At 62.5% G+C, this 19,685-nt stretch carries 15 protein-coding genes; 3 read left to right on the top strand and 12 right to left on the bottom strand.

Annotated features, from left to right (window positions below; genetic code table 11):
• Nucleotides 1–301: 301 nt before the first annotated feature.
• Both AC07V9_RS13780 and pvdQ read left to right on the top strand, forming a co-directional pair.
• The gene (locus tag AC07V9_RS13780) at nucleotides 302–1,630 is read left to right on the top strand and encodes a lysine N(6)-hydroxylase/L-ornithine N(5)-oxygenase family protein (protein WP_495016254.1); all 1,329 of its coding nucleotides are present in this window, start codon (nucleotides 302–304) and stop codon (nucleotides 1,628–1,630) included.
• Between the two features lie 55 nt (nucleotides 1,631–1,685).
• Nucleotides 1,686–4,046 (top strand): bifunctional acylase PvdQ, encoded by a 2,361-nt coding sequence (gene pvdQ, locus AC07V9_RS13775; protein WP_495016253.1) that lies wholly within the window; start codon nucleotides 1,686–1,688, stop codon nucleotides 4,044–4,046.
• A gap of 55 nt (nucleotides 4,047–4,101) precedes the next feature.
• On the opposite strand, the gene AC07V9_RS13770 is transcribed toward pvdQ, so the two are convergent.
• Together AC07V9_RS13770 and AC07V9_RS13765 are read right to left on the bottom strand one after the other, a co-directional pair.
• Entirely contained in the window at nucleotides 4,102–5,139 is a 1,038-nt protein-coding gene (locus AC07V9_RS13770) for a FecR family protein (protein ID WP_495016252.1), read from the bottom strand.
• An 87-nt stretch (nucleotides 5,140–5,226) separates the two neighbouring features.
• Entirely contained in the window at nucleotides 5,227–6,930 is a 1,704-nt protein-coding gene (locus AC07V9_RS13765; protein WP_495016265.1) for an OPT family oligopeptide transporter, read from the bottom strand.
• A gap of 329 nt (nucleotides 6,931–7,259) precedes the next feature.
• Here AC07V9_RS13765 and AC07V9_RS13760 point away from each other — a divergent pair, with 329 nt between their 5' ends.
• The gene (locus tag AC07V9_RS13760; protein WP_495016251.1) at nucleotides 7,260–9,458 is read left to right on the top strand and encodes a TonB-dependent siderophore receptor; all 2,199 of its coding nucleotides are present in this window, start codon (nucleotides 7,260–7,262) and stop codon (nucleotides 9,456–9,458) included.
• Between the two features lie 61 nt (nucleotides 9,459–9,519).
• Here the strand turns inward: AC07V9_RS13760 and AC07V9_RS13755 are convergent, their stop codons facing one another.
• The 10 genes from AC07V9_RS13755 to AC07V9_RS13710 all read right to left on the bottom strand — a co-directional run bounded on the left by AC07V9_RS13755 (nucleotide 9,520) and on the right by AC07V9_RS13710 (nucleotide 19,515).
• Complete coding sequence (locus tag AC07V9_RS13755) at nucleotides 9,520–10,353, bottom strand: oxidoreductase (RefSeq protein WP_495016250.1); 834 nt, start codon at nucleotides 10,351–10,353, stop codon at nucleotides 9,520–9,522.
• 321 nt (nucleotides 10,354–10,674) lie between these two features.
• A complete protein-coding gene (locus tag AC07V9_RS13750; protein WP_495016264.1) occupies nucleotides 10,675–12,000 on the bottom strand; it encodes an MFS transporter in 1,326 nt (441 codons plus the stop codon).
• Nucleotides 12,001–12,331: 331 nt separating this feature from the next.
• Nucleotides 12,332–12,610 carry a hypothetical protein gene (locus AC07V9_RS13745; RefSeq protein WP_495016249.1) on the bottom strand — a complete coding sequence of 93 codons (279 nt, stop codon included), beginning with the start codon at nucleotides 12,608–12,610 and terminating at the stop codon, nucleotides 12,332–12,334.
• Nucleotides 12,611–12,698: 88 nt separating this feature from the next.
• Nucleotides 12,699–13,436 carry a histidine utilization transcriptional repressor HutC gene (gene hutC, locus AC07V9_RS13740; RefSeq protein WP_495016248.1) on the bottom strand — a complete coding sequence of 246 codons (738 nt, stop codon included), beginning with the start codon at nucleotides 13,434–13,436 and terminating at the stop codon, nucleotides 12,699–12,701.
• A 123-nt stretch (nucleotides 13,437–13,559) separates the two neighbouring features.
• On the bottom strand, nucleotides 13,560–14,384 hold the full coding sequence (locus tag AC07V9_RS13735; RefSeq protein ID WP_495016247.1) for an amino acid ABC transporter ATP-binding protein: 825 nt from the start codon (nucleotides 14,382–14,384) through the stop codon (nucleotides 13,560–13,562).
• 62 nt (nucleotides 14,385–14,446) lie between these two features.
• Nucleotides 14,447–15,118, bottom strand: coding sequence for an amino acid ABC transporter permease (locus AC07V9_RS13730; RefSeq protein WP_495016246.1), 672 nt, complete (start codon nucleotides 15,116–15,118; stop codon nucleotides 14,447–14,449).
• Nucleotides 15,115–15,774 carry an amino acid ABC transporter permease gene (locus tag AC07V9_RS13725; protein ID WP_495016245.1) on the bottom strand — a complete coding sequence of 220 codons (660 nt, stop codon included), beginning with the start codon at nucleotides 15,772–15,774 and terminating at the stop codon, nucleotides 15,115–15,117. The genes AC07V9_RS13730 and AC07V9_RS13725 overlap by 4 nt, the downstream gene beginning before the upstream one ends.
• A gap of 209 nt (nucleotides 15,775–15,983) precedes the next feature.
• Nucleotides 15,984–16,835, bottom strand: coding sequence for a transporter substrate-binding domain-containing protein (locus tag AC07V9_RS13720; RefSeq protein WP_495016244.1), 852 nt, complete (start codon nucleotides 16,833–16,835; stop codon nucleotides 15,984–15,986).
• A gap of 111 nt (nucleotides 16,836–16,946) precedes the next feature.
• Nucleotides 16,947–18,323: an FAD-binding oxidoreductase gene (locus tag AC07V9_RS13715; protein ID WP_495016243.1), complete on the bottom strand. Its 1,377-nt coding sequence runs from the start codon at nucleotides 18,321–18,323 to the stop codon at nucleotides 16,947–16,949.
• A gap of 4 nt (nucleotides 18,324–18,327) precedes the next feature.
• A complete protein-coding gene (locus tag AC07V9_RS13710; protein ID WP_495016242.1) occupies nucleotides 18,328–19,515 on the bottom strand; it encodes an alpha-hydroxy acid oxidase in 1,188 nt (395 codons plus the stop codon).
• Nucleotides 19,516–19,685 lie beyond the last annotated feature (170 nt).

The following is a 19,685-nucleotide window of genomic DNA, read 5'->3' as shown; positions in this document are numbered from 1 at the left end:
GCTTGAAGGCTGGAGTGTATTTCATGGTGGGCATCCCTTTGGTTGGACAGGGTGTCCAACTTTTGGGGGTCAGTTCACACCCTTGGTTACTTGGGGGTCTTTTCCAAGTAACTCGCCAGAGGCGAAACAGGCTGCGCCAGCAGCCTTCGCGGTGCAGCAGCCAGAAACGCGTTCTGACAAAACCGGGCCACCTAAATTTCCCCACCCAATCCTCGTTCCTACTCAACAGACGACCCGCATCGCTCGGGTCACCCGGATTTTCCGTCCCCACTGTTGAGGGGCTTTCCAGAGGACACTGGACATGACACAGGCAATCGCATCGGCTGTCGTTCACGATCTGATCGGCGTGGGTTTCGGCCCCTCCAACCTGGCATTGGCCATCGCCCTGCGCGAACACGCCGAGCGCCAGGGCGAGATGAATGTGCTGTTCCTCGACAAACAGAGCGACTACCGCTGGCATGGCAACACCCTGGTGACCCAGAGCGAACTGCAGATCTCCTTCCTCAAGGACCTCGTGACCCTGCGCAACCCCACCAGCCCGTACTCCTTCGTCAACTACCTGAAGACCCACGGCCGCCTGGTCGATTTCATCAATCTGGGCACCTTCTACCCCTGCCGCATGGAGTTCAACGATTACCTGCGTTGGGTCGCCGGGCATTTTCAAGAGCAGGCGCGCTACGGCGAAGAAGTGCTGAGCATCGAGCCAGTTCTGCACAAACAGCAGGTCGAGGCGCTGCGGGTGATTTCACGCGACGGGCAGGGCGCGCAACAGGTGCGCACTACCCGTTCGGTGGTGGTCAGCGCAGGGGGCACGCCGCGCATTCCCGAGCCGTTCAAACACCTGAAAGGCGACAGCCGCGTGTTCCACCATTCCCGTTATCTGGAGCGCATGGCCGCGCAGCCGGGCCAGTCGTTGCGGGTGGCGATCATCGGCAGCGGGCAGAGCGCGGCCGAGGCGTTCATCGATCTCAACGACAGCTTTCCGGCCGTGCAGGTGGACTGGATTCTGCGCGGCTCGGCGCTGAAACCGGCAGACGACAGCCCTTTCGTCAACGAAGTGTTCTCCCCGGAATTCACCGACCTGATTTACCAGCAAAACGCCGCCGAGCGCGAGCGTCTGATCAACGAGTACCAAAGCACCAACTATTCGGTGGTGGACCTGGACCTGATCGAGCGCATCTACGGGATTTTCTACCGGCAGAAAGTCTCCGGCATTCCCCGTCACGCGTTCCGCAGCCTGACCACGGTGGAGTGCGCCACAAGCCATGCGCACAGCATCGAGCTGGCCTTGCGCAGCACCGCCACCGGCGAGTTGGCCAGCCATCATTACGACGTGGTGATCCTGGCGACCGGGTACGAGCGGCAGATGCATCGCCAGTTGCTGGCGCCGCTGGCCGAGTACCTGGGCGACTACACCGTCGAGCGGGACTATCGTCTGGCCACCGACGAGCGCTGCAAAGCGGGCATCTACATGCAGGGTTTCTGTCAGGCCAGCCATGGTTTGAGCGACACACTGCTGTCGATCCTGCCGATCCGCGCCGACGAGATTGCCGCTTCCCTGTACGCCCACGACAAGCACCTTGCTCCGGCGCGCAGTGTGCTGGATCTGTTGTTGGCGACGGCGAGCTGATTCGTATCCCACAGATGCGAATCCCAACGGTCTTATTCATTTATCAGGAGCTCTCGTGATCATCGCCCGTCCATTTCCGCGTTTGTGCTTGAGCGCTCTGTTTCTCGGTCTGAGCCTTGCGGCTCAGGCGCGTGCTCAGGGCGGTGACGCCAGCGCTGACATCCGCCGCACCACTTTTGGCGTGCCGCATATTCTGGCCAGTGATGAGCGTGGCCTGGGCTACGGCATCGGCTATGCCTACGCCCAGGACAACCTGTGTCTGCTGGCCAATGAAGTGGTCACGGTCAACGGCGAGCGTTCGAGGTATTTCGGACCTGACAAGACGACCATCGAGCAGCAGTCGAACCTCACCAGCGATGTGTTCTTCAACTGGTTGAACACCCCCGAGGCTGTCGCTGGGTTCTGGAAGGCGCAGACCCCCGAGGTGCGGCAGCGCATCGAAGGCTACGTCGCTGGCTACAACCGCCTGCTGCAAGAGCGCAAGGCCACTGGCCTGCCCGAGCAGTGTCAGGCGGCCTGGGTACGCCCCATTACGCCGCAGGACCTGATCAAGCTGACCCGACGCCTGCTGGCTGAAGGCGGGGCAGGGCAGTTTGCCGAGGCCTTGGCCGCAGCGACGCCGCCTCGGGCCCTGGCGCAAGGCGCTCAAGCGGGTGACAGCTTTCAACTGGCCGCCGGGCGCATGCAGCGTTTCGCCCTGGATCGCGGCAGCAACGGCGTGGCGATCGGTCGTGACCGTTCGTTCAACGGTCGCGGCATGTTGCTGGCCAACCCGCATTTCCCCTGGGTCGGCGGCATGCGTTTTTATCAGATGCACCTGACCATTCCCGGCAAGCTCGACGTCATGGGCGCGGCGTTGCCGGGTTTGCCGGTGATCAATATCGGCTTCAGCCGTCATCTGGCCTGGACCCACACCGTCGACACTTCCCGCCATTTCACGCTCTACCGTCTGGCCCTGGACCCGAAGGACCCAACCCGCTACCTGCTCGACGGCAAGTCCGTGGCGATGACCAAACGCGACGTGACCGTGCAGGCCAGGCAGCCCGATGGCAGCCTCAAGGCGCAGACGCACACGGTCTACAGTTCGGTGTTCGGGCCGGTGGTGCAGTGGCCGGGCAAGCTGGACTGGAATCGCGAGGTGGCGTTCAGCCTCAAGGATGCCAATCAAGACAATACCCGCGTGTTGCAGCAGTGGTACGCGATGAATCGCGCCGATTCGCTGAAGTCCTTCGAAGACTCCGTGCACAAGATTCAGGGCATTCCCTGGGTCAACACGCTGGCGGCCGACGATCAGGGCCAGACCCTGTACATGAACCAGTCGGTGGTGCCTTATGTGGACGCCGACACACTCAAGCGATGCAGCGATCCGCGCGCCGGTCTTGAGTTGGTTCTGCTGGACGGGTCGCGCAGCGCCTGCGCCTGGAGCGTGGCTGCCGACAGCGCACAGAAGGGCATTTTTCCGGCGAGCCAATTGCCGCAGCTGCATCGCACGGACTTCGTGCAGAACTCCAACGATTCGGCGTGGATGGTCAACCCGGCTGCGCCGCTGACCGGTTACTCACCCATCATCAGTCGCGACGGTCTGCCCCTGGGCCAGCGTGCCCGTTTCGCCCTCGGGCGCCTGGAAGACCTGCAGAAAACCGCCAAGGTTCATGCCCAGGATCTGCAGCACATGGTGATGGACGATCAGGTGTATCTGGCCAGCGACACCCTCCCGGATTTGCTGCAGGTCTGCGCGGGCGACCTGGGGGCGGACGCCGCGGCCTTAAAGACGGTGTGCAGCAGCTTGAAGGACTGGGATCGCAGCGCCAATCTGCAGGCCGGGCTGGGGCTCGTGCACTTCGAGAACGTGATGCAGGCCTTGCTGGAAGAAGAGGGCATCTGGCGCATAGCGTTCGATCCTGCCGATCCGCAGCACACGCCACGGGGCTTGAACATCGAGCAGCCGACCGTGGCCGATGCCGTGCGCAAGGCGATGCTGGCCTCGGCTACCGACGTGGCCCAGCGCGGGCTCGATGGCAACAGCCGCTGGGGAGATATTCAGGTCTTCGATGGCGGCGGCAAAGCCACCCCCATCCACGGTGGTCCAGGGTCGTTGGGCGTGTACAACGCCATTCAAAGCGTGGCGGGTGAAGGGGGCAAGCGCGAGGTGGTCAGCGGCAGCAGTTACCTGCAAGTGGTGACGTTCGATGAATCGGGGCCGCAGGCTCAGGGGCTGTTGGCGTTTTCTCTGTCCAGTGACCCTGCTTCCGCGCATTCACGGGACCAGACCGAGGCCTTTTCGCGCAAGCAGTGGGCGCCGTTACCGTTTACCGACGCGCAGATCAAGGCCGATGCCCACTACCAATCCCAAGTCATCCGCGAAACGGACCCAGTCACGCCCAAGGGCGCGGGCCTGGCGAAGAACGAGCGGTAAAAGCTGAGAAGGGCAGGCGTGGTCTGGATGACGTGCCTGTTCAGCCGTTGAGCGCTTATCGGCTCGCGGAATTGATCACCGGGTTGCCATCGCGGCTCTTGCTCAGGGTCACCGGCAGCACTTTCGGCAGGGACGCCACCAGGTCCTTGACGGCCGAGGTGTTGTAGACGCCCCCCAGGCGAATCTTGCCGGTGGCGGCATCGCCCAGCAGCACCGGGGTGTCCAGGTACCGGTTGATCAGCGGCAGGGCGTCGACCAGCGCGAGGTTGTCGATCACCAGCTTGCCGCCGCGCCAGGCCAGGCTCGAATCGTTGCTGTAGGTCTGTCTGATCTGCGGCTCATAGTCGCCGCTCTTGTAGGACGCCTGCATGCCAGGGTCCAGGCGATAGCCTTCACGGGCACGGTCGGTGGTGACCAGCACCGAGCCTTCCAGCAGCGTCACGCGCACCTGATCCTGATACATCCACACGTTGAACTGGGTGCCGGTGACGCGCACCTGGCCTTCGGCGGCCTTGACCACGAACGGGTGTTCGGTGGAGTGGCTGACTGCAAAAAACGCCTCGCCTTTTTTCAGGCTGACCCGACGTTGATCCTTGTAGTTGGCGTAGGTCAGTTCAGTGCCCAGGTTGAGCTGCACCTGGGTGCCGTCGGACAGAGTCACCTGACGGGTCTGATCGGTGCTTTCGTAACGCTGATAGCTGCTCGGCAGCCAGCCCATGTTCCAGCCTGCGTAGCCTGCCAGCGGAATCGCCAGCAGGCTGATCGCGGCGGCCATGCCGTAGCCTGCCCAAGGGCGACGTGGCGCTGGAGCTGTGCGGGCAACAGGGGCAGGGCGGGAAACGGGGATGGGTGTGACCGGGTTGGCGGCCGGGGCGGGCGCCTCAGGCAGAGCAGGGCGAGGCAGGTGGTCTGCGACCTCCCAGATGTCGAGCATGGCCTCGTATTCGGCGGCGTGCAGCGGGTCTGCGGCCAGCCATTTGGCGAACGCTTGCCGCTCTTGATCCGTGCAATCGTCCTCGTGCAGACGCATGCACCAGTGCGCGGCGGCATCGGTGGCGTCATCGGAGGGCGCTGGGAAATCTGGTCTGTGCATTGAGTCGTCCTGGTTGCCGGCATTCTACCCGTCAACAGGGTGGGCGAACAGGCCGTTATGGCAAATGCGTATCATCCAGTTCGCGCGTTATAGGTTCTTCAGCATGGCCCAGAACGACGCGCCGACGCCGGTCATGCTTTCCCCGGCAATCAGCCCCGCAGCCACGGTAATGGCGAAACGTTCGGTGACCTTCGGCCAGCGCACACTCACCAGCCAGGTGAGCACGGCACCCAGCGACATCATGACCGAAGTGGACGCCGGCAGGACAAACGCCAGCCCCAGTGCCGCGGCGCTGGGCAGGTAGCGGATCAGGCGTTTGCCCAGCAGGCTGTCGAGCACTCCAAGCAGCACGCCGACAAGCCCCGCGACCAGAATGGCCCAACGCACCTCCGGTGACAGCGCGCCCAGGCCGTGGGCCAGGGTCTGCGCCACGGCTTTCCAGGTGGCGACCGCAGGCGCTGGCCATTCTTCGGTGAGCAGCATGGACTTGGGATCGGGAATCAGCGCCATGTACACCACTACGCCGACGATGCTGCCGATGAAAATACCGATGCATTGAGCGATGGCCTGTTTTCTCGGGGTGGCGCCGATGACCAAGCCCACCTTGAAGTCATTCATCAGGTCGGTGCTCTGGCCCGCCGCGCCGCCTGCGGTATTGGCGCTCATCAGGTTGATCGCCGTCTGACCCGGCGCGACCAGGCCGAAGGTCAGCTGAGACAGCTTGCCGATGGCGCCAATGGGCGCAATTCCGGTGGCGCCCACAACCCGCGCCGCTACCACTGCCAGGCAGATCGCCAGCGGGATCGACAACAACGCCATCCACAGCTCGATGCCAAACAGCAACGATTGCAGGCTGACCACCAAAAGGATCGACAACACCAACCCGACCGCAGGTGCGACGGCCAGCGTCGAGCGATCGAAAGCGCGATTGCTTTTGGTCCGCTTGGGCGTCCTGAACAGCTGGAACGCCAGCGAAGCCAGGGTCGAACTCACCATTAGGCTCACGCCGGGCCAGAGCAGCCAACCCACCAGCGGGGCGAATTGCGGGCCGTTGCCGGATGCATGAACCAGCCCGCGAGACAGCAGCCACGGCGCCAGACAACCCCAGGCCAGCACGGCGCCGAGCAGCAGGCTCAACCCCACGCGAATGCCGATGATGCCGCCGAAACCGATCAGCAACAGCGACGGGTCGGCGGTGAACGTCAGGCGTTCGAGCTGTGCCGTCGGTGCCCAGCGCGGGATGCTCCAGAGGAATTCGTCGACCCACTTGACCAGCCCCGACAGCAGGGCGGCGCTGAACAGCACGCGAATCCGCACCACCGCTTCGCGACCGTGCCTGTAGATGTGCTGCAGCGTTTCCAGGGTCGCCATGCCTTCGGGAAACTTCAGGGCGTCATCGTTGAGCAGGGCGGGGCGCAGGTACCAGGCGATCCAGATGCCGAGAAAACTGACCGAAAATACCCAGGCCATCATCGGCACCGCGTCCAGTTGCTCGCCGGTCAGCAAGGTGAAGGCCGGGATAGGCGCGACCAGCCCACCCGATATGATCGATGCCGCCGCTGAGGCCACGGTCTGGTTGATGTTGCTTTCGTGCAGCGTCCATGACGGCTGGCCCTTGAAGCGCCTGATCAACGCCTGCCACGCGCCGAAGCCCACCAGCAGGGCAATGATCGACATGTTGAACGACCAGCCGATTTTCAACCCTGCATAGACGTTGGAGGGGGTCAGCAGGATGCCCAGCAGCACACCGGTGAGCACGGCGCGCAGGCTCAATTCCCGTTCGACACGCATCGCAGTAGAGGTGACTGAAGTGGTCGTGGCTGAGTAACGGCCCATGGCAGCTCCTGTGCAGTCAGCCGCACACGCGACCTGAACAATGAGCCCCTGAGGCGCGGAAGGTTCAGCTTAGTGACCTGCGGGCCGATTCAGCATCCGTTGTAGGCGGGCAAGCAGGGTGAGGTAGGAATTATGTGAAGCGTCTGTAAGGACAAACCTACATTTTGAGCGACTGCTAATAGTAATAATTAGCATTCGCTGATAAATTCGCCCGCTTTCAAGGCTGGGCCATGGAAGTGTGGGGGTCGAGATGCCATGGCCATCAACGGAGTGGGGAAGGAACGATGTCTGGCGATAACAAGATGGAATTCAGGGCAAGCAGCCTGGCCGTGATCATCGCTGCCCTGTGCAGCAATGGGGTCGCGTGGGCAGAAGATGCACCGGCGCGACCGGTCAAGGGATCAACCGTCGAGTTGCAGAACTCGGTAGTGTCGGGCGAGGCGCCGGTGGCTGAAACCGAAGTCGGCTACCAGGCCAAGAACAGCACCGCCGGCACCAAGACCAGCACGCCATTAGCGGAAACGCCGCGTTCTGTATCGGTAGTGACACGTCAGCGCATTCAGGATCAGGGATCGCAGACCCTCACCGACATTCTTGGCTACGTGCCGGGCATTTTCGCGCCACCGTTCGCGGTTGGCGATGGCCTGGCGGGGGATCTGTTTTCCATACGCGGCTACAACGCCACCGACTACGGTTACGGCCTGCTCAAAGACGGCCTGCGCCTGCAGGGCAACCGCTACGACACCACCACCGAGCCTTACGGCCTTGAGCGCACCGAAGTGTTCCGTGGCCCAAGCTCGATTCTTTACGGCGAAAACGCACCGGGCGGGCTGGTCAACCTGGTCAGCAAGCGCCCCACCGAAACCGCTCAGGGCGAGGCCAAATTCAGCTACGGCAGCAATAACCGTCGCCAGCTCGGCCTGGACGTGTCCGGCCCGCTGACCGACGACAAGCGCATTCTGGGACGCGTGGTCATGCTCGGCCGCAACGCCGACACCCAGGTCGATTCGGTGCCGGACGATCGACTTTACATCGCGCCGTCGATGACCTTCAACTTCGACGAAGACACTGCCTTGACGCTGCTGTCGTCCTACCAGCGCGGCCGCACCAAGCTGCTGCTGGGTTACCCGGCGGCGGGCACGTTGCTCAACAACGTCAACGGCAAGATCGGCAAGAGCCAGTTCAACGGCAACCCGGACTGGGACGACTTCGAGCGCGAAACCTGGACCCTGGGTTACGAGTTCAGCCATCAGCTCAATGAAAACTGGCAGTTCCGTCAGAACTCGCGCTACATGGAATCGCGTCTGGACCGTCACGAAACCTGGCCGAACAACCTGAACAACGCAGGTTTTGGCAGCAATCTGACCGCCACTTATTACGACCGCGACAACAAATCCATCGCCTATTCGGTCGACAACCAGTTCGAAGGCCACTTCACTTCCGGCGCATTGGAAAACACCGTTCTGCTGGGTGCCAGCTACGATCGCACCTCGTTCAACCAGGACTGGGCAGCGGGCTTCAGCGGCTCATTCAACGTGTTCAACCCGGTATTCCCCACGGGCAAACCGACGATGCTCGCCACGGTGCAGAACTCCCAGCTGGATCAACAGATGTACGGCCTCTACAGCCAGCTGCAGAGCAAGTACAACAACTGGATCTTCCTGCTGGGTGGTCGTCAGGACTTCGTCCACAGCATGTACCGCAACCGTGCCGGCACCACCAGCGGCTTTGCCGATCTGGACGGCTGGGACCATCGCTTCAGCTGGCAGACAGGCTTGATGTACCAGTTCGACAACGGCATCTCGCCTTACGTCAGCTACTCGACCGCGTTCACCCCGGTGCAGCAGTCCTCGCAGCCCAACGGCGAACTGCTCGACCCGATCTTGAGCCACCAATACGAAGCCGGTGTGAAGTACGAGCCCAAGGGCTGGAACACCACCTTCAGCGCGGCAGTCTTCCAGCTGACCAAAACCCACGACGTGGTCGCCGGTTCCAATGGCTTCAGTGAGCAGGTGGGCGAGAGCGAATCCAAGGGTATCGAGCTTGAGGCCAACAGCGACATCACCCAAAACCTCAGCCTGACGGCGTCCTACACCTACACCGATGCGCGGGTCACCAGGGATGCACCGGGTTCGTTGTTCGAGGACCACCAGTTGACCGGCATTCCGCGCAACCAGGCCTCCGGCTGGGCGACTTACCGCTTCCTCGACGGCCCATTGAGTGGCCTGCGTGTGGGCGGTGGCGTGCGTTACTTCGACAACACCTTCGCGTATACCGCGCCGACCTTGTACGGCAGATTGACCACCGGCGACGTGACCTTGGTCGATGCGCTGGTCGGGTACGACATCGACAAACACTGGTCGGTGGATGTGAACGCCAAGAACCTGTTCGACAAGGAATACGTCAGCGGCTGCAACAACGCCGGGCGTTGCTATTGGGGTGAAGAGCGTACTGTGATGGGGACTGTGGCGTTTCGTTGGTAAACGTCGGCATGTGAAAAAGGGCAGGCACGGTCAACGTGCCTGCCCTTTTTTATGGCGCGGCTCAGACATCCGTCGAGCGCGTCACCTCTTCCCACGCCGCAATCTCGGCCTGCAACTGGTCCAGCTTGTCGCGCACCAGCTTCAGTGCATCGCTGCCCAGCAGCAGGTGTGCAGGGGGGGCTTCGCTGGCGATCAGCGTGAGGATCGCATTGGCGGCCTTCACAGGATCACCGGGTTGCTTGCCGCTGCGTTCCTCGCGGGCCTTGCGAATCGGGTCGAAGCTCTCGTCGTAATCGGCGATCTGCCGAGGCGAGCGCTGCATCGAGCGGCCTGCCCAATCGGTGCGAAAGCCCCCCGGTGCCACGGCGGTGACAAAGACGTTGAAGGGTTTCAACTCCTTGCCCAGCGACTCGGAAATGCCTTCGAGGGCGAACTTGCTGCCGTGGTAGAACGAGATCCCCGGCAGGGTGATGAAGCCGCCCATGGAGGTGATGTTGATGATGTGCCCGCTGCGGCGTTGACGAAACAGCGGCACGAACGCCTTGGTGATCGCCACGGCGCCGAACACGTTGACGTCGAACTGGTGACGCAGCTCGTCCAGGGTCGACTCTTCGAACACCCCTTCATGGCCGTAGCCGGCGTTGTTGACCAGCACGTCCACCGGGCCGAAGGCGGTGTCCACGTCGTTGACCACGGTGTCGATGGCGGCAAATTCGGTGACGTCCAGCAGCACGCCATGGGCGCGACCCGGGGCCTGGGCTTCGAAGCTTTCAATGGCCTTTTGGTCGCGCAGGGTGCCGATGACTTTGTGTCCCGCCGCAAGCGCCTGGGCCGCCAGTGCTTTGCCGAAGCCGCTGCTGACGCCGGTGATGAACAGGGTTTTTGTCGTGCTCATGTCGTTTCCTCATGAAGCGTGATGCCGTGGCTTGAAGTCCCCATGGTAGGAATACAAGACCAGAAATCGATCACCCAGTTCTACGCGATGCTTGCCTGATTCTGCCGTGGGATGGCTGCGAGCTACCTGTAGGAGCTCACGAGCCGTGCGAGGCAGCGATCTGGCGCGAAGCGGCGGCCAATACGGACACTTCGGTGAGTCAGGCACACCTCAGGTTTCAGGGTTTACGACTGCTTCGCAGCCGATCGCTGCCTCGCGTGGCTCGTGAGCTCCTACAGGGTTATGTGGTGCTGGGTTTTGTGTTGACTGTCGGACCTTGGTTCAGACACGAGAATTGGCAGTATTTTTCGTCACCAACCGCAACCCGCTGGCAATGCTGCCCACCGCCGCAAACCCTGCGCCGATGCTCAATGCCAACACCGGGCCGTGGGTATTGGAAATCCCGAAGCTCAACGCCACCAGCGCAGCACCCGTGGCCTGGCCGATCAGGCGTGCCGTGGCGATGGTGCCGCTGGCGCCGCTGGCACGTTCCTTTGGCGCACTGGTCATCAGTGCTTTCTGGTTGGGCGCCTGGAAGAAGCCGAAACCGATACCGCACAAAATCATCCGCGCACCGATGGACAACACGCTGGCGTCCGCTGGCATGGTCGCCAGGGAAATCATGCCAATGCACAACATCGCAAGCCCTATCCCGCCCAGCAGCCCTGGCGGATAACGGTCGGACATGCGCCCGGCAAACGGCGCGATCATTGCCACCACCACCGACCACGGCGTCATCAGAAAGCCGGTCTGCACCGGGTCGCGGCCCAGCGTGGTTTCAAAGAAGAACGGCAGCGACACGAATGCCAAGCCCTGGGTCGCGAACGAACAGAACGCGGTCAGGGCCGACAGGGCGAACATCGGGCGCTTGAGCAAGTCCAGCGGGAACATCGGCGCCGGATGCCCGGCTTCGCGCCTGAGCATCGCCGCGCCACCGACGAGGAAAACCGCCAGCGCAATCAACACGCTGCTCATCGAGCCCAGTTGCGCAGCCTGGCTCAGGGCGAAGATGAGCGCGCCAAAGGTGATGACGTTGAGCATTGCGGTCGTGCGGTCGAAGGTCAGGCTGCCAGGCTTGGTCGCCGGCAGCGAGTTCCAGGCGAACACCAGGGCGAACAGGCCGATGGGCAGATTGATCGCGAACAGCCATGGCCAATGGGCCACCGACAACACCAGCGAAGCGATGGTCGGGCCGATGGAAAACGACGTGCCGACCACCAGGGCGTTCATGCCCAGTCCTCGGCCAAGGCGTTCGTGGGGGAAGATCGAACTGATCAACCCGGCGTTGACGCTCATGATCGCGCTGGCGCCGATGCCTTGCAGCACGCGGGCGATGGTCAGGGTCGGCAACGACCAGGAAAACGTACACAGCGCCGACGACACCACGAACAGAATCAAACCGCCCAGGTACACCTTGCGTTGCCCCAACACGCCACCCAACGCTGCGAAGGGCAGCAGCGTGGCGACTGCAGCGAGCTGGTAGGCGTTGATGATCCATACCGATGCGGCGGGGGAGGCGTTGAGGTCGGCGGCGATGGCGGGCAGAGCGGTGTTGGCGATGGCCGTGTCGAGAGTCGCCAAGGCGATGGACAGCAGAATCGCGACCATGCCGCGAAATTCACGAGGGGTGAGCTTATCGTTGACGCGGGGGGAATCCTGAAGGGTGGGCTGGACCATTATCGACAACGCTCCGGGGAAAACTGCAGGCGGATCTGCAAGTACAGACGAAAGCGTGATGGTGCCGGTTTGTTAGGTTGCTATGCAATGGACAGAGCGGAGGAATTGGAGCGGATTTTTGGATGATTCACCTGAGACAGTGACAACGCAGGAACCTGTGAGAGCGAGTTCATTCGCGAGGGGCCGGTACATCCAAGCAATAGCTTGCGGCTGTACATGCGTCTTGCGAATGAATTCGCTCCCACAGGGCCTGAATCACGGTTTAGCCGCCAGCCGTATCAATATCCCGATCCGTATCTCCGGTCTGATTTTCTTCCTTGGTTGTATCGGGTGACTCCTGCTCTTCAGGCTCGAAATCCGGGGTAAAACTGTTGTTCCCCGAGCGATTGCCATCGTTGGCCTGACTCTGGGCGCCATGATTGTCCTGGCTTTGCGCACCGGTGGCCTGATCCTGCTTCTGGCCCATGCTGTTGTCCGGCGTGTCCGGATCGATGGCAGGGTCGTGGCGTTCGCCAGGTTGCTGATTGTCTTGGGTAGCCATATGCACCTCTTCTCAATGCCCGATTGTTGGGCTTGTTGATATCGAGGGCAGTGCGGCGCAGGGGTTCGATGAATCTGCTGAGCGGTTGTCAGCTGTCGCGATAGGCGCCGGTGACCGGCAGGCGGCTGCCCAGGCGATAGCGCGAGGAGGGGTGAACCAGGCGTACATAAGTGACCACGCGCCCGCTGTTCCAGGTGCGGCGCATCAGCACCAGACACGGCTCGCCGGGGTCGATCTGCAGGTGCTTGCGTTCGTCGGCAGAAGGGTGGCTGGCTTCGACGATATGCTCCATTTCATCGGGCTGGATGATCTGCAAAAGGTAACGCGCCGACTGCAACTGATCGCCGAACGGCTGCTGGAGAAACTCCGGCGCGGTCTGCGGATTGACGTAACGGTCCTCCAGTTGCACGGCCACGTCGTCTTCATAGTGCACGCAGAGCAGATGAAAAACCGACGCCCCGGTGGTCAGCGACAGGGCCGAGGCAATGGGCATCGACGCCGACTCCCGGGCCAGATGCAGTACCTGACAGCGATAGCGGTGGCCGCGCGCAAGGATTTCGTCGGCGATGTTGGTGATGTGCAGCAGGTTCGATTGCGGCTTGCTCTCAGCGACGAACGTCCCGACTCCAGACACCCGCAGCAGCCGGCCTTCTTCGGTCAGCTCGCGCAGGGCCCGGTTGACGGTCATGCGCGACATGCCCAGCTCCAGCACCAGACGGTTTTCCGAAGGAATCAAGTCGCCCGGCTTCCATTCCCCGGACACCAGCTTGCCTTGTACGAAATCCTTGGCCTGGCGATACAGGGCCTGTGGTGCAGGCTTGTCCATCGTTGACCTCCTGACGCGTTACTTTGTAAGAGCGCGCTTGCCCGCGATGGCGATTTGTCTGCAACGCATATGTTGACTCACACCCCGCGGTCGCGGGCAAGCGCGCTCCTACAGGTGCAGTGTCTACGCTTTTGCGTCCTGCCAGAACGCATTGCGGTCCAGGTAATTCTGCAAAAACTGCTGCAGACGCGGCTGTTCGGCGTTGTGGAAAATCTGCTGCGGCGTGCCCCGGGCGACCACTTCACCCTGATCGAGAAAGATCACCGAATCGGCCACCTGCGCCGCAAAGCCCATTTCGTGGGTCACCACGACCATGGTCATGCCTTCTTTGGCCAGGGTCTTCATCACCTGCAGCACTTCGCCGACCAGCTCCGGGTCCAGCGCCGAGGTCGGTTCGTCGAACAGCATGATGTGCGGCTCCATCGCCAGTGCCCGTGCAATCGCTACGCGCTGCTGCTGACCGCCGGACAGCTGCGCCGGATACGCATTGGCCTTGTGCGCCAAACCGACCTTTTCCAGCATCGCCAGGCCGCGTTTGTCGGCTTCTTCAGCAGACAGCTTGCGCACTCGACGCAGCGCTTCGCAGACGTTGCCGATGGCGGTCATGTGCGGCCACAGGTTGAACTGCTGGAAGACCATGCCGACGTTGCGCCGCACGTGATTGATCTGCGATTGCGGCGCGCGGCGATGACCCTTGTCGGTGTTCTGCCAGCCGAGCAACTGGCCTTCGATGTGGATCTGGCCTTCGTCATATTCCTCAAGAAACGCCATGCTGCGCAGCAACGTGCTCTTGCCCGAACCGGACGGGCCGATCAGACACACCACTTCCGAGCGCCGCACCTGCAGGTCGATGCCCTTGAGCACGCGCAGGTTGCCGAAGCTTTTGCCGACCTTATTCAGCGTCAGAATGGTGGGCTGCTCGCTGGGCGCTGTTGCCGAAGTCTTCATGCTTTCACCTTGTTTCTCGCGTGTAGTGGCGGACACGGCGCCGCTGGGAATCTGGAAACTGTTCATCGCGGTTGCCTGTTCATGAAGCGGCCGACACGACTTTCCAGGAACATGCCCAGCCGCGAGCACAGTTCCACCAGGATCAGATAGCCGATGCATAGCATCAGCAGGGTCTCGACGAAGGCGAAGGTTTGCGAACCGATGCCGGTCAGCACCATGGTCAGCTCAGGAATGGTGATGATCGACAGCACGGCGGTTTCCTTGCACAGCACGGTAATCATGTTGATCAGCGCCGGGAGGATGATCACCAGCATCTGCGGCACCTGAATGCGCCAGATGCATTGCAGGCGGGTGATGCCCAGGCAGTCCGCGGCCTCCAACTGACCACGGGCAACCGATTCGAAACCGGAACGGAAGATTTCGGCGAAGTACACGCTGCCGTACACGCCCAGCCCGAGGATGCCCGCCGGGATGGGGTCCAGGCTCAGGCCGAACGATGGGCCGCCGTAATACACCAGAAACAGCTGAACCAGAAACGGCGTGCTGCGGATCACTTCGATGAACACCCGCAGCGGCGCGCGCACAAAACTGTTGCCGAAGACCTGGGCGATGGCGATCAGCATGCCCAAGGCGATGCCGAGCACCACGCCGCTGCTCCAGGTGCCGAGCGTGACGAGAAACCCCGAACCGATCTCGCCCAGGTGGTCGGTGATGATGGTCGGGTCGAAGATCATGCGCCTTGCTCCTTCAAGCGACGTTCCAGCACGCCGCCGACATACGCCAGCGGGATGTTGATCAGGCAATAGAAGCCGGCCAGCATCAGGTAATCCTGCACGAACATATAGTCGCTGGCGGCGAGGTTCTGCGCGGTGCGGGTGAGGTCGGCCAGGCCCACTACCGAGACCAGCGACGAAGCTTTGATCAGCAGGATCATTTCATTGACCAGCGCCGGCAGGGTCAGGCGCACGGCCTGGGGCACGCGAATGCGCACCAGCATCTGGGTGGCGCTCAGGCCCAGTAATCCTGCGGCCTCCAGTTGCCCGCCGGGAATCGCCAGAAACCCGCCCCGCAGGATCTCGGCGGTGTAGGCGCCTGCCGCCAGCGACAGGCCGATGACCGCCGCGACGGTGGGTGAGACATTGGGCAGGCCGATGCGCGGCAGGAAGTAATAGATGAACAGCAGTTGCACCAGCAGCGGGATCCCGCGGAACACGAAGATGTAGGCGCCGCCCAGGCGGCGGAGCAGGGGAATCGGCGACAGACGCAACGCACCGACGATCACGCCGATGACGAACCCGATCGCCAGCGCGACGATGGAAACCTGCAACGTCACCCACAGGGCGCCAAGCAGTAACGGTGCGTTTTGCTGCAGCAAGGGCCAATCGAACACGGTGTGACTCCAGCTTTGGATCGGTGCAAGTTCGAACGATGTATTCAGATACGGTGAAGATGGGCCGAGAGGTATCCCGGTTTTCCAAGGGAGACCCAATCCCCTGTGGGATCGAATTCATTCGCGATGGGCCGGTACATCCGAAACATTTCTGTCGGTTGTACCTACGTCTCGCGAATGAATTCGCTCCCATAGGTGCGTTGCAGGGCTTACCAGGTCGGCTCGAAATCACCCTTGGGCACGTCCATCTCGGCGCCCAGCCATTTCTTCTGCAGGGCAGCCAGGCGGCCGTCGTCGTGCATCTTGGTCACGGCGGCGTCAAGCGCTGCGATCAGGCTGTCGGCATCGGCGTCCTTGCGGCCCAGGTAGGCAAAGTAGGACTTCTTGCCGAACGGCGGCTGGACCACCTTGTACAGATTGGCCTTCTGCGCGGCGACGAAGGAGATGTTCGGCAGCGAGTTGGCCACCGCGACGATGCGCTTGGCGGCCAGGTCGGCGTAGGCCTGGTTGTTGTCGACGTATTCGCGAATGGTGACCTTATCAGGCAGTGTCGCGGCGAAGGTTTTCAGCTCTTCGAGCTGCGCCGAGCCTTTACCGGCGCCGACGGTCTTGCCCGCGATGTCCTCAGGCTTGTTGATGCTGTCGTCCTTGGCGCCGACCATCAGCGCCACGGTGGCTTCGGCGATCGGCGAGACGAAGTGGTACCGCTCTTTACGCGCCTTGGTCACGATGATCGGACCGGCTACCACGTCGAATTTCTTCGCTTCCAGCCCCGGCAGCACGCTTGGCCACGGCAGGTCGAGGAACTTGATCTTCACCCCCAGTTCCTTGCCCAGCTCGGCGAACAGCTCGGCGTTCAGGCCTTGCTGTTTACCCGCCTCGAGAAAGTCGAACGGGGCGAACTGCATTTCCGTACCGACCACCAACTCGCCGGCTTTTTTCACGTCGGCCAACTGGTCGGCATGGGCCGCCATGGGCAACAGGGCGAGCGCGACAGCGATGCTCAGGCTCTTGAGGGTCTTGCTGAGCGTTTTTTCACCGAAACAGGAATCGAGTTGCATGGGTTACTCCTCATTCATCAGGTGCAGTGTTGTGTCGTCGTTGTGCTGGCATTTGGAGCAGAGAATGTGCAGTTAGCGTGCCATACCGGTATATACAACCGGCATGGGCTTTCAGCCGAGGATTTTCCCCGGATTGAGAATGCCTTTGGGGTCGAATGTGCGCTTGAGTTCGGCCATCGCCTGCAGCGCCTCATCGCTGACCGAGTGGTGCAGAAACTCGCGCTTGAGCAGGCCGATGCCGTGCTCGGCCGACACCGCGCCGCCCAACTCGCCCACCGCGCGATACACCAGGTCCTCGATGTCGAACACCGGCGCTGGCTGCGGCAGGCTATTGAGGTCGACGGTCAGGTGCAGGTTGCTGTCGCCGATGTGGCCGAAATACACACTGCGGTTGCCCGGCCAGCGCTGGTCCAGACGCGTGCGGCAGAGGTCGGCGAAGTCACCGATTTGGCCGATGGGCAGGCTGATGTCGAAGTTCAGCGGCGCCAGTCGTACCGGGAATTCGCCGGTGGCCTCGCGGATCTTCCACAGGCTGCGGGCCTGGGCATGGGACGTGGCGAGAATCGCATCGACCACTTCACCGGCCGCGATGGCCGCTTCCAGCGTTTGCTCCAGCACCTCGCTTGCAGCCGAGGACTCCAGCAGCACGTACAGCGGATGATGATCCGGCATCGGCGCCGCCGGGTTTTCCAGCCATGACACGCCCATGCGGAAGAAGTCCTGCCACATCAGCTCATAGGCCTGAGGGGTGCCGGTACTGCGCTGCAGACGCCGTAGAAAAGCGACAGCGCTGGCGTAATCGGGCAGGGCGCAGAGCAGGGTGGTGGTCTGGCCGGGCTGCGGCGCTATCTTCAACACCGCGCGGGTAATCACCCCAAGGGTGCCTTCGCTGCCGATGAAGCACTGTTTTAGGTCATAGCCGCAGTTGTTCTTGATCATCTTGTTCATCAGGTTGAGCACGCGACCATCGGCCAGCACCACTTCCAGGCCCAGCACCAGATCGCGGGTCATGCCGTAGCGAATCACTGCGTTACCCCCGGCATTGGTGGCGATGTTGCCGCCGATCTGACACGAACCCCGCGCGCCGAGATCCAGTGCGAACAGATAGCCCGCATCGGCGACGGCCTGCTGAATGGCTTGCAGCGTGGTGCCAGCCATGACGCTGACCGTGGCCGCAGCGACGTCGATTTCCTCGATGCCGCGCAAGCGCTCCAGCGACAGGGCGATGTCCGAAGCCCGCGGCACGGCGCCGCCAGCAAGACCGGTCATGCCACCCTGGGGCACTACCGACTGGCCTGCGTCGTTGCAGATGCGCAAGGCCGTGGCGACCTGGCGGGTGTCCTTGGGCAGCAACAGGGCGGCCGGGCAGGTCGGGGCGTGGCGGGTCCAGTCGCTGTAGTGACGCTGGTTGATGGCATCGCCGGTGAGCACCTGCGCCTCGCCCAAGGCCTCGCGTAACTGCTGGAGGGTGTGTTGCAGGTCGCTCATGAATTCAACTCACGGTAAGGGTGGCGTGCGCATTGGCGCTGGCACGCAATTGATTCAGATCCGGTTGACCGAGCAGGGTCAGGGCCAGGCGCATTTCATTGGTCAGCAGGTCCAGCGCATGACCGGCACCGGCCTGACCCCCCACCGCCACGCCATACAAGGTCGCGCGGCCCAGCAGCACGACGTCGGCGCCCAGCGCGCAGGCCTTGAGAATGTCGGTGCCACGACGGATGCCGCTGTCCAGCAGAACGCTCAGCTTGCCCTTGGTCACGGCTGCGATGGCGGGCAGGCAATCGAGAGAGGCCGGTACGCCGTCCAGTTGCCGGCCGCCGTGGTTGGTGACGACGATGCCATCGAGCCCCAGCTTTATGGATCGCTCAGCGTCCTGCGGGTGCATCACGCCCTTGAGCAACAGGCGATGGGGCCAGCGGTCGCGCAAGCGGGCGAGGAAGTCCCAGCTCAGGTGCTTTTCCATCTTCTCGCCAATGAAGTGCGCGGCGCCTGCGGCATTGCGCTGGTCGGCGGCCAGGTAGCGATCCAGATTGGCCATGCCTGGCATGCCGTGGGGCCATAGCGCCTGTTTGATCCAGCGTGGGTGACGCAGCACGTCGAGCTTGTTGCGCAGGCTCAATTGGCGGGGGCGGGCGAAGTTGCGTTTGTCCCATTCACGATTGCCCAACAGCACGGCGTCGGAGGTCAGCAGCAACGTGCGACACCCCACGGCCTCGGCGCGTTCGAGCAGGTCTTCCTGCACATGGGCATCGCTCATGCTGTACAGCTGAAACCACAGGTTGACGTCCGGCACGGCCGCGACGATCTGTTCAAGGGAGTTGGTCGACACCGTGCTCAAGGTAAACGGCAGGCCACGCTCGGTAGCGGCTCGGGCCAGATGAATGTCGGCGTCGCGGTGCAGCATGCCGTTGTAGCCGGTAGGGCCGATGGCCATCGGCAGCGGCAGCTCGCGCCCGAACAGGGTTCGGCGGGTGTCCGCTGTCTGCCAGGGAACCAGCGTGCGCGGCAGCAGGGTGATGTCGGCGAAGGCCTGACGATTGCGCGCCAGGGTCAGTTCTTCCTCGGCGCCCCCTTCCAGGTATTCACGGGCGAAATGCGGCAAACGCCGTCGGGCCATGTGGGCCAGTTCGGCAATGCTGTGAGCGCGCAAAAAGTCGTGACCGGTGTGATAGCGACGCATGGGAGTCCCTGAAGGAGCTGTATAGACAGCTGAGGCAAGATGCAGGCCAGTTCATGGCAATGGGTTATCTCGCGGCTCGGAATGGGACGGGGGTCTACCGGGCGGGCTGGATGTCACCAAAAGTTGCACCGAATGAGCCCGGCGTGCCCGCTGCTGGGGCGTGGGGAAAC

It is taken from the genome of Pseudomonas sp. GW821-FHT02A11, assembly GCF_059421985.1.
The sequence above is the reverse complement of the archived record's forward strand: the minus strand, read 5'-3'. Positions and strand labels throughout refer to the sequence as shown.

Coding starts and splice junctions, on each gene's coding strand:
- AC07V9_RS13710 (WP_495016242.1), bottom strand. CDS start 19,515: ATGCGTCGCTATCACACCGGTCACGACTTTTTGCGCGCTCACAGCATT.
- hutC (WP_495016248.1), bottom strand. CDS start 13,436: ATGGACAAGCCTGCACCACAGGCCCTGTATCGCCAGGCCAAGGATTTC.
- AC07V9_RS13780 (WP_495016254.1), top strand. CDS start 302: ATGACACAGGCAATCGCATCGGCTGTCGTTCACGATCTGATCGGCGTG.
- AC07V9_RS13760 (WP_495016251.1), top strand. CDS start 7,260: ATGTCTGGCGATAACAAGATGGAATTCAGGGCAAGCAGCCTGGCCGTG.
- AC07V9_RS13730 (WP_495016246.1), bottom strand. CDS start 15,118: ATGATCTTCGACCCGACCATCATCACCGACCACCTGGGCGAGATCGGT.
- AC07V9_RS13715 (WP_495016243.1), bottom strand. CDS start 18,323: ATGAGCGACCTGCAACACACCCTCCAGCAGTTACGCGAGGCCTTGGGC.
- AC07V9_RS13735 (WP_495016247.1), bottom strand. CDS start 14,384: ATGAAGACTTCGGCAACAGCGCCCAGCGAGCAGCCCACCATTCTGACG.
- AC07V9_RS13755 (WP_495016250.1), bottom strand. CDS start 10,353: ATGAGCACGACAAAAACCCTGTTCATCACCGGCGTCAGCAGCGGCTTC.
- AC07V9_RS13770 (WP_495016252.1), bottom strand. CDS start 5,139: ATGCACAGACCAGATTTCCCAGCGCCCTCCGATGACGCCACCGATGCC.
- AC07V9_RS13720 (WP_495016244.1), bottom strand. CDS start 16,835: ATGCAACTCGATTCCTGTTTCGGTGAAAAAACGCTCAGCAAGACCCTC.
- AC07V9_RS13765 (WP_495016265.1), bottom strand. CDS start 6,930: ATGCGTGTCGAACGGGAATTGAGCCTGCGCGCCGTGCTCACCGGTGTG.
- AC07V9_RS13750 (WP_495016264.1), bottom strand. CDS start 12,000: ATGGTCGCGATTCTGCTGTCCATCGCCTTGGCGACTCTCGACACGGCC.
- AC07V9_RS13745 (WP_495016249.1), bottom strand. CDS start 12,610: ATGGCTACCCAAGACAATCAGCAACCTGGCGAACGCCACGACCCTGCC.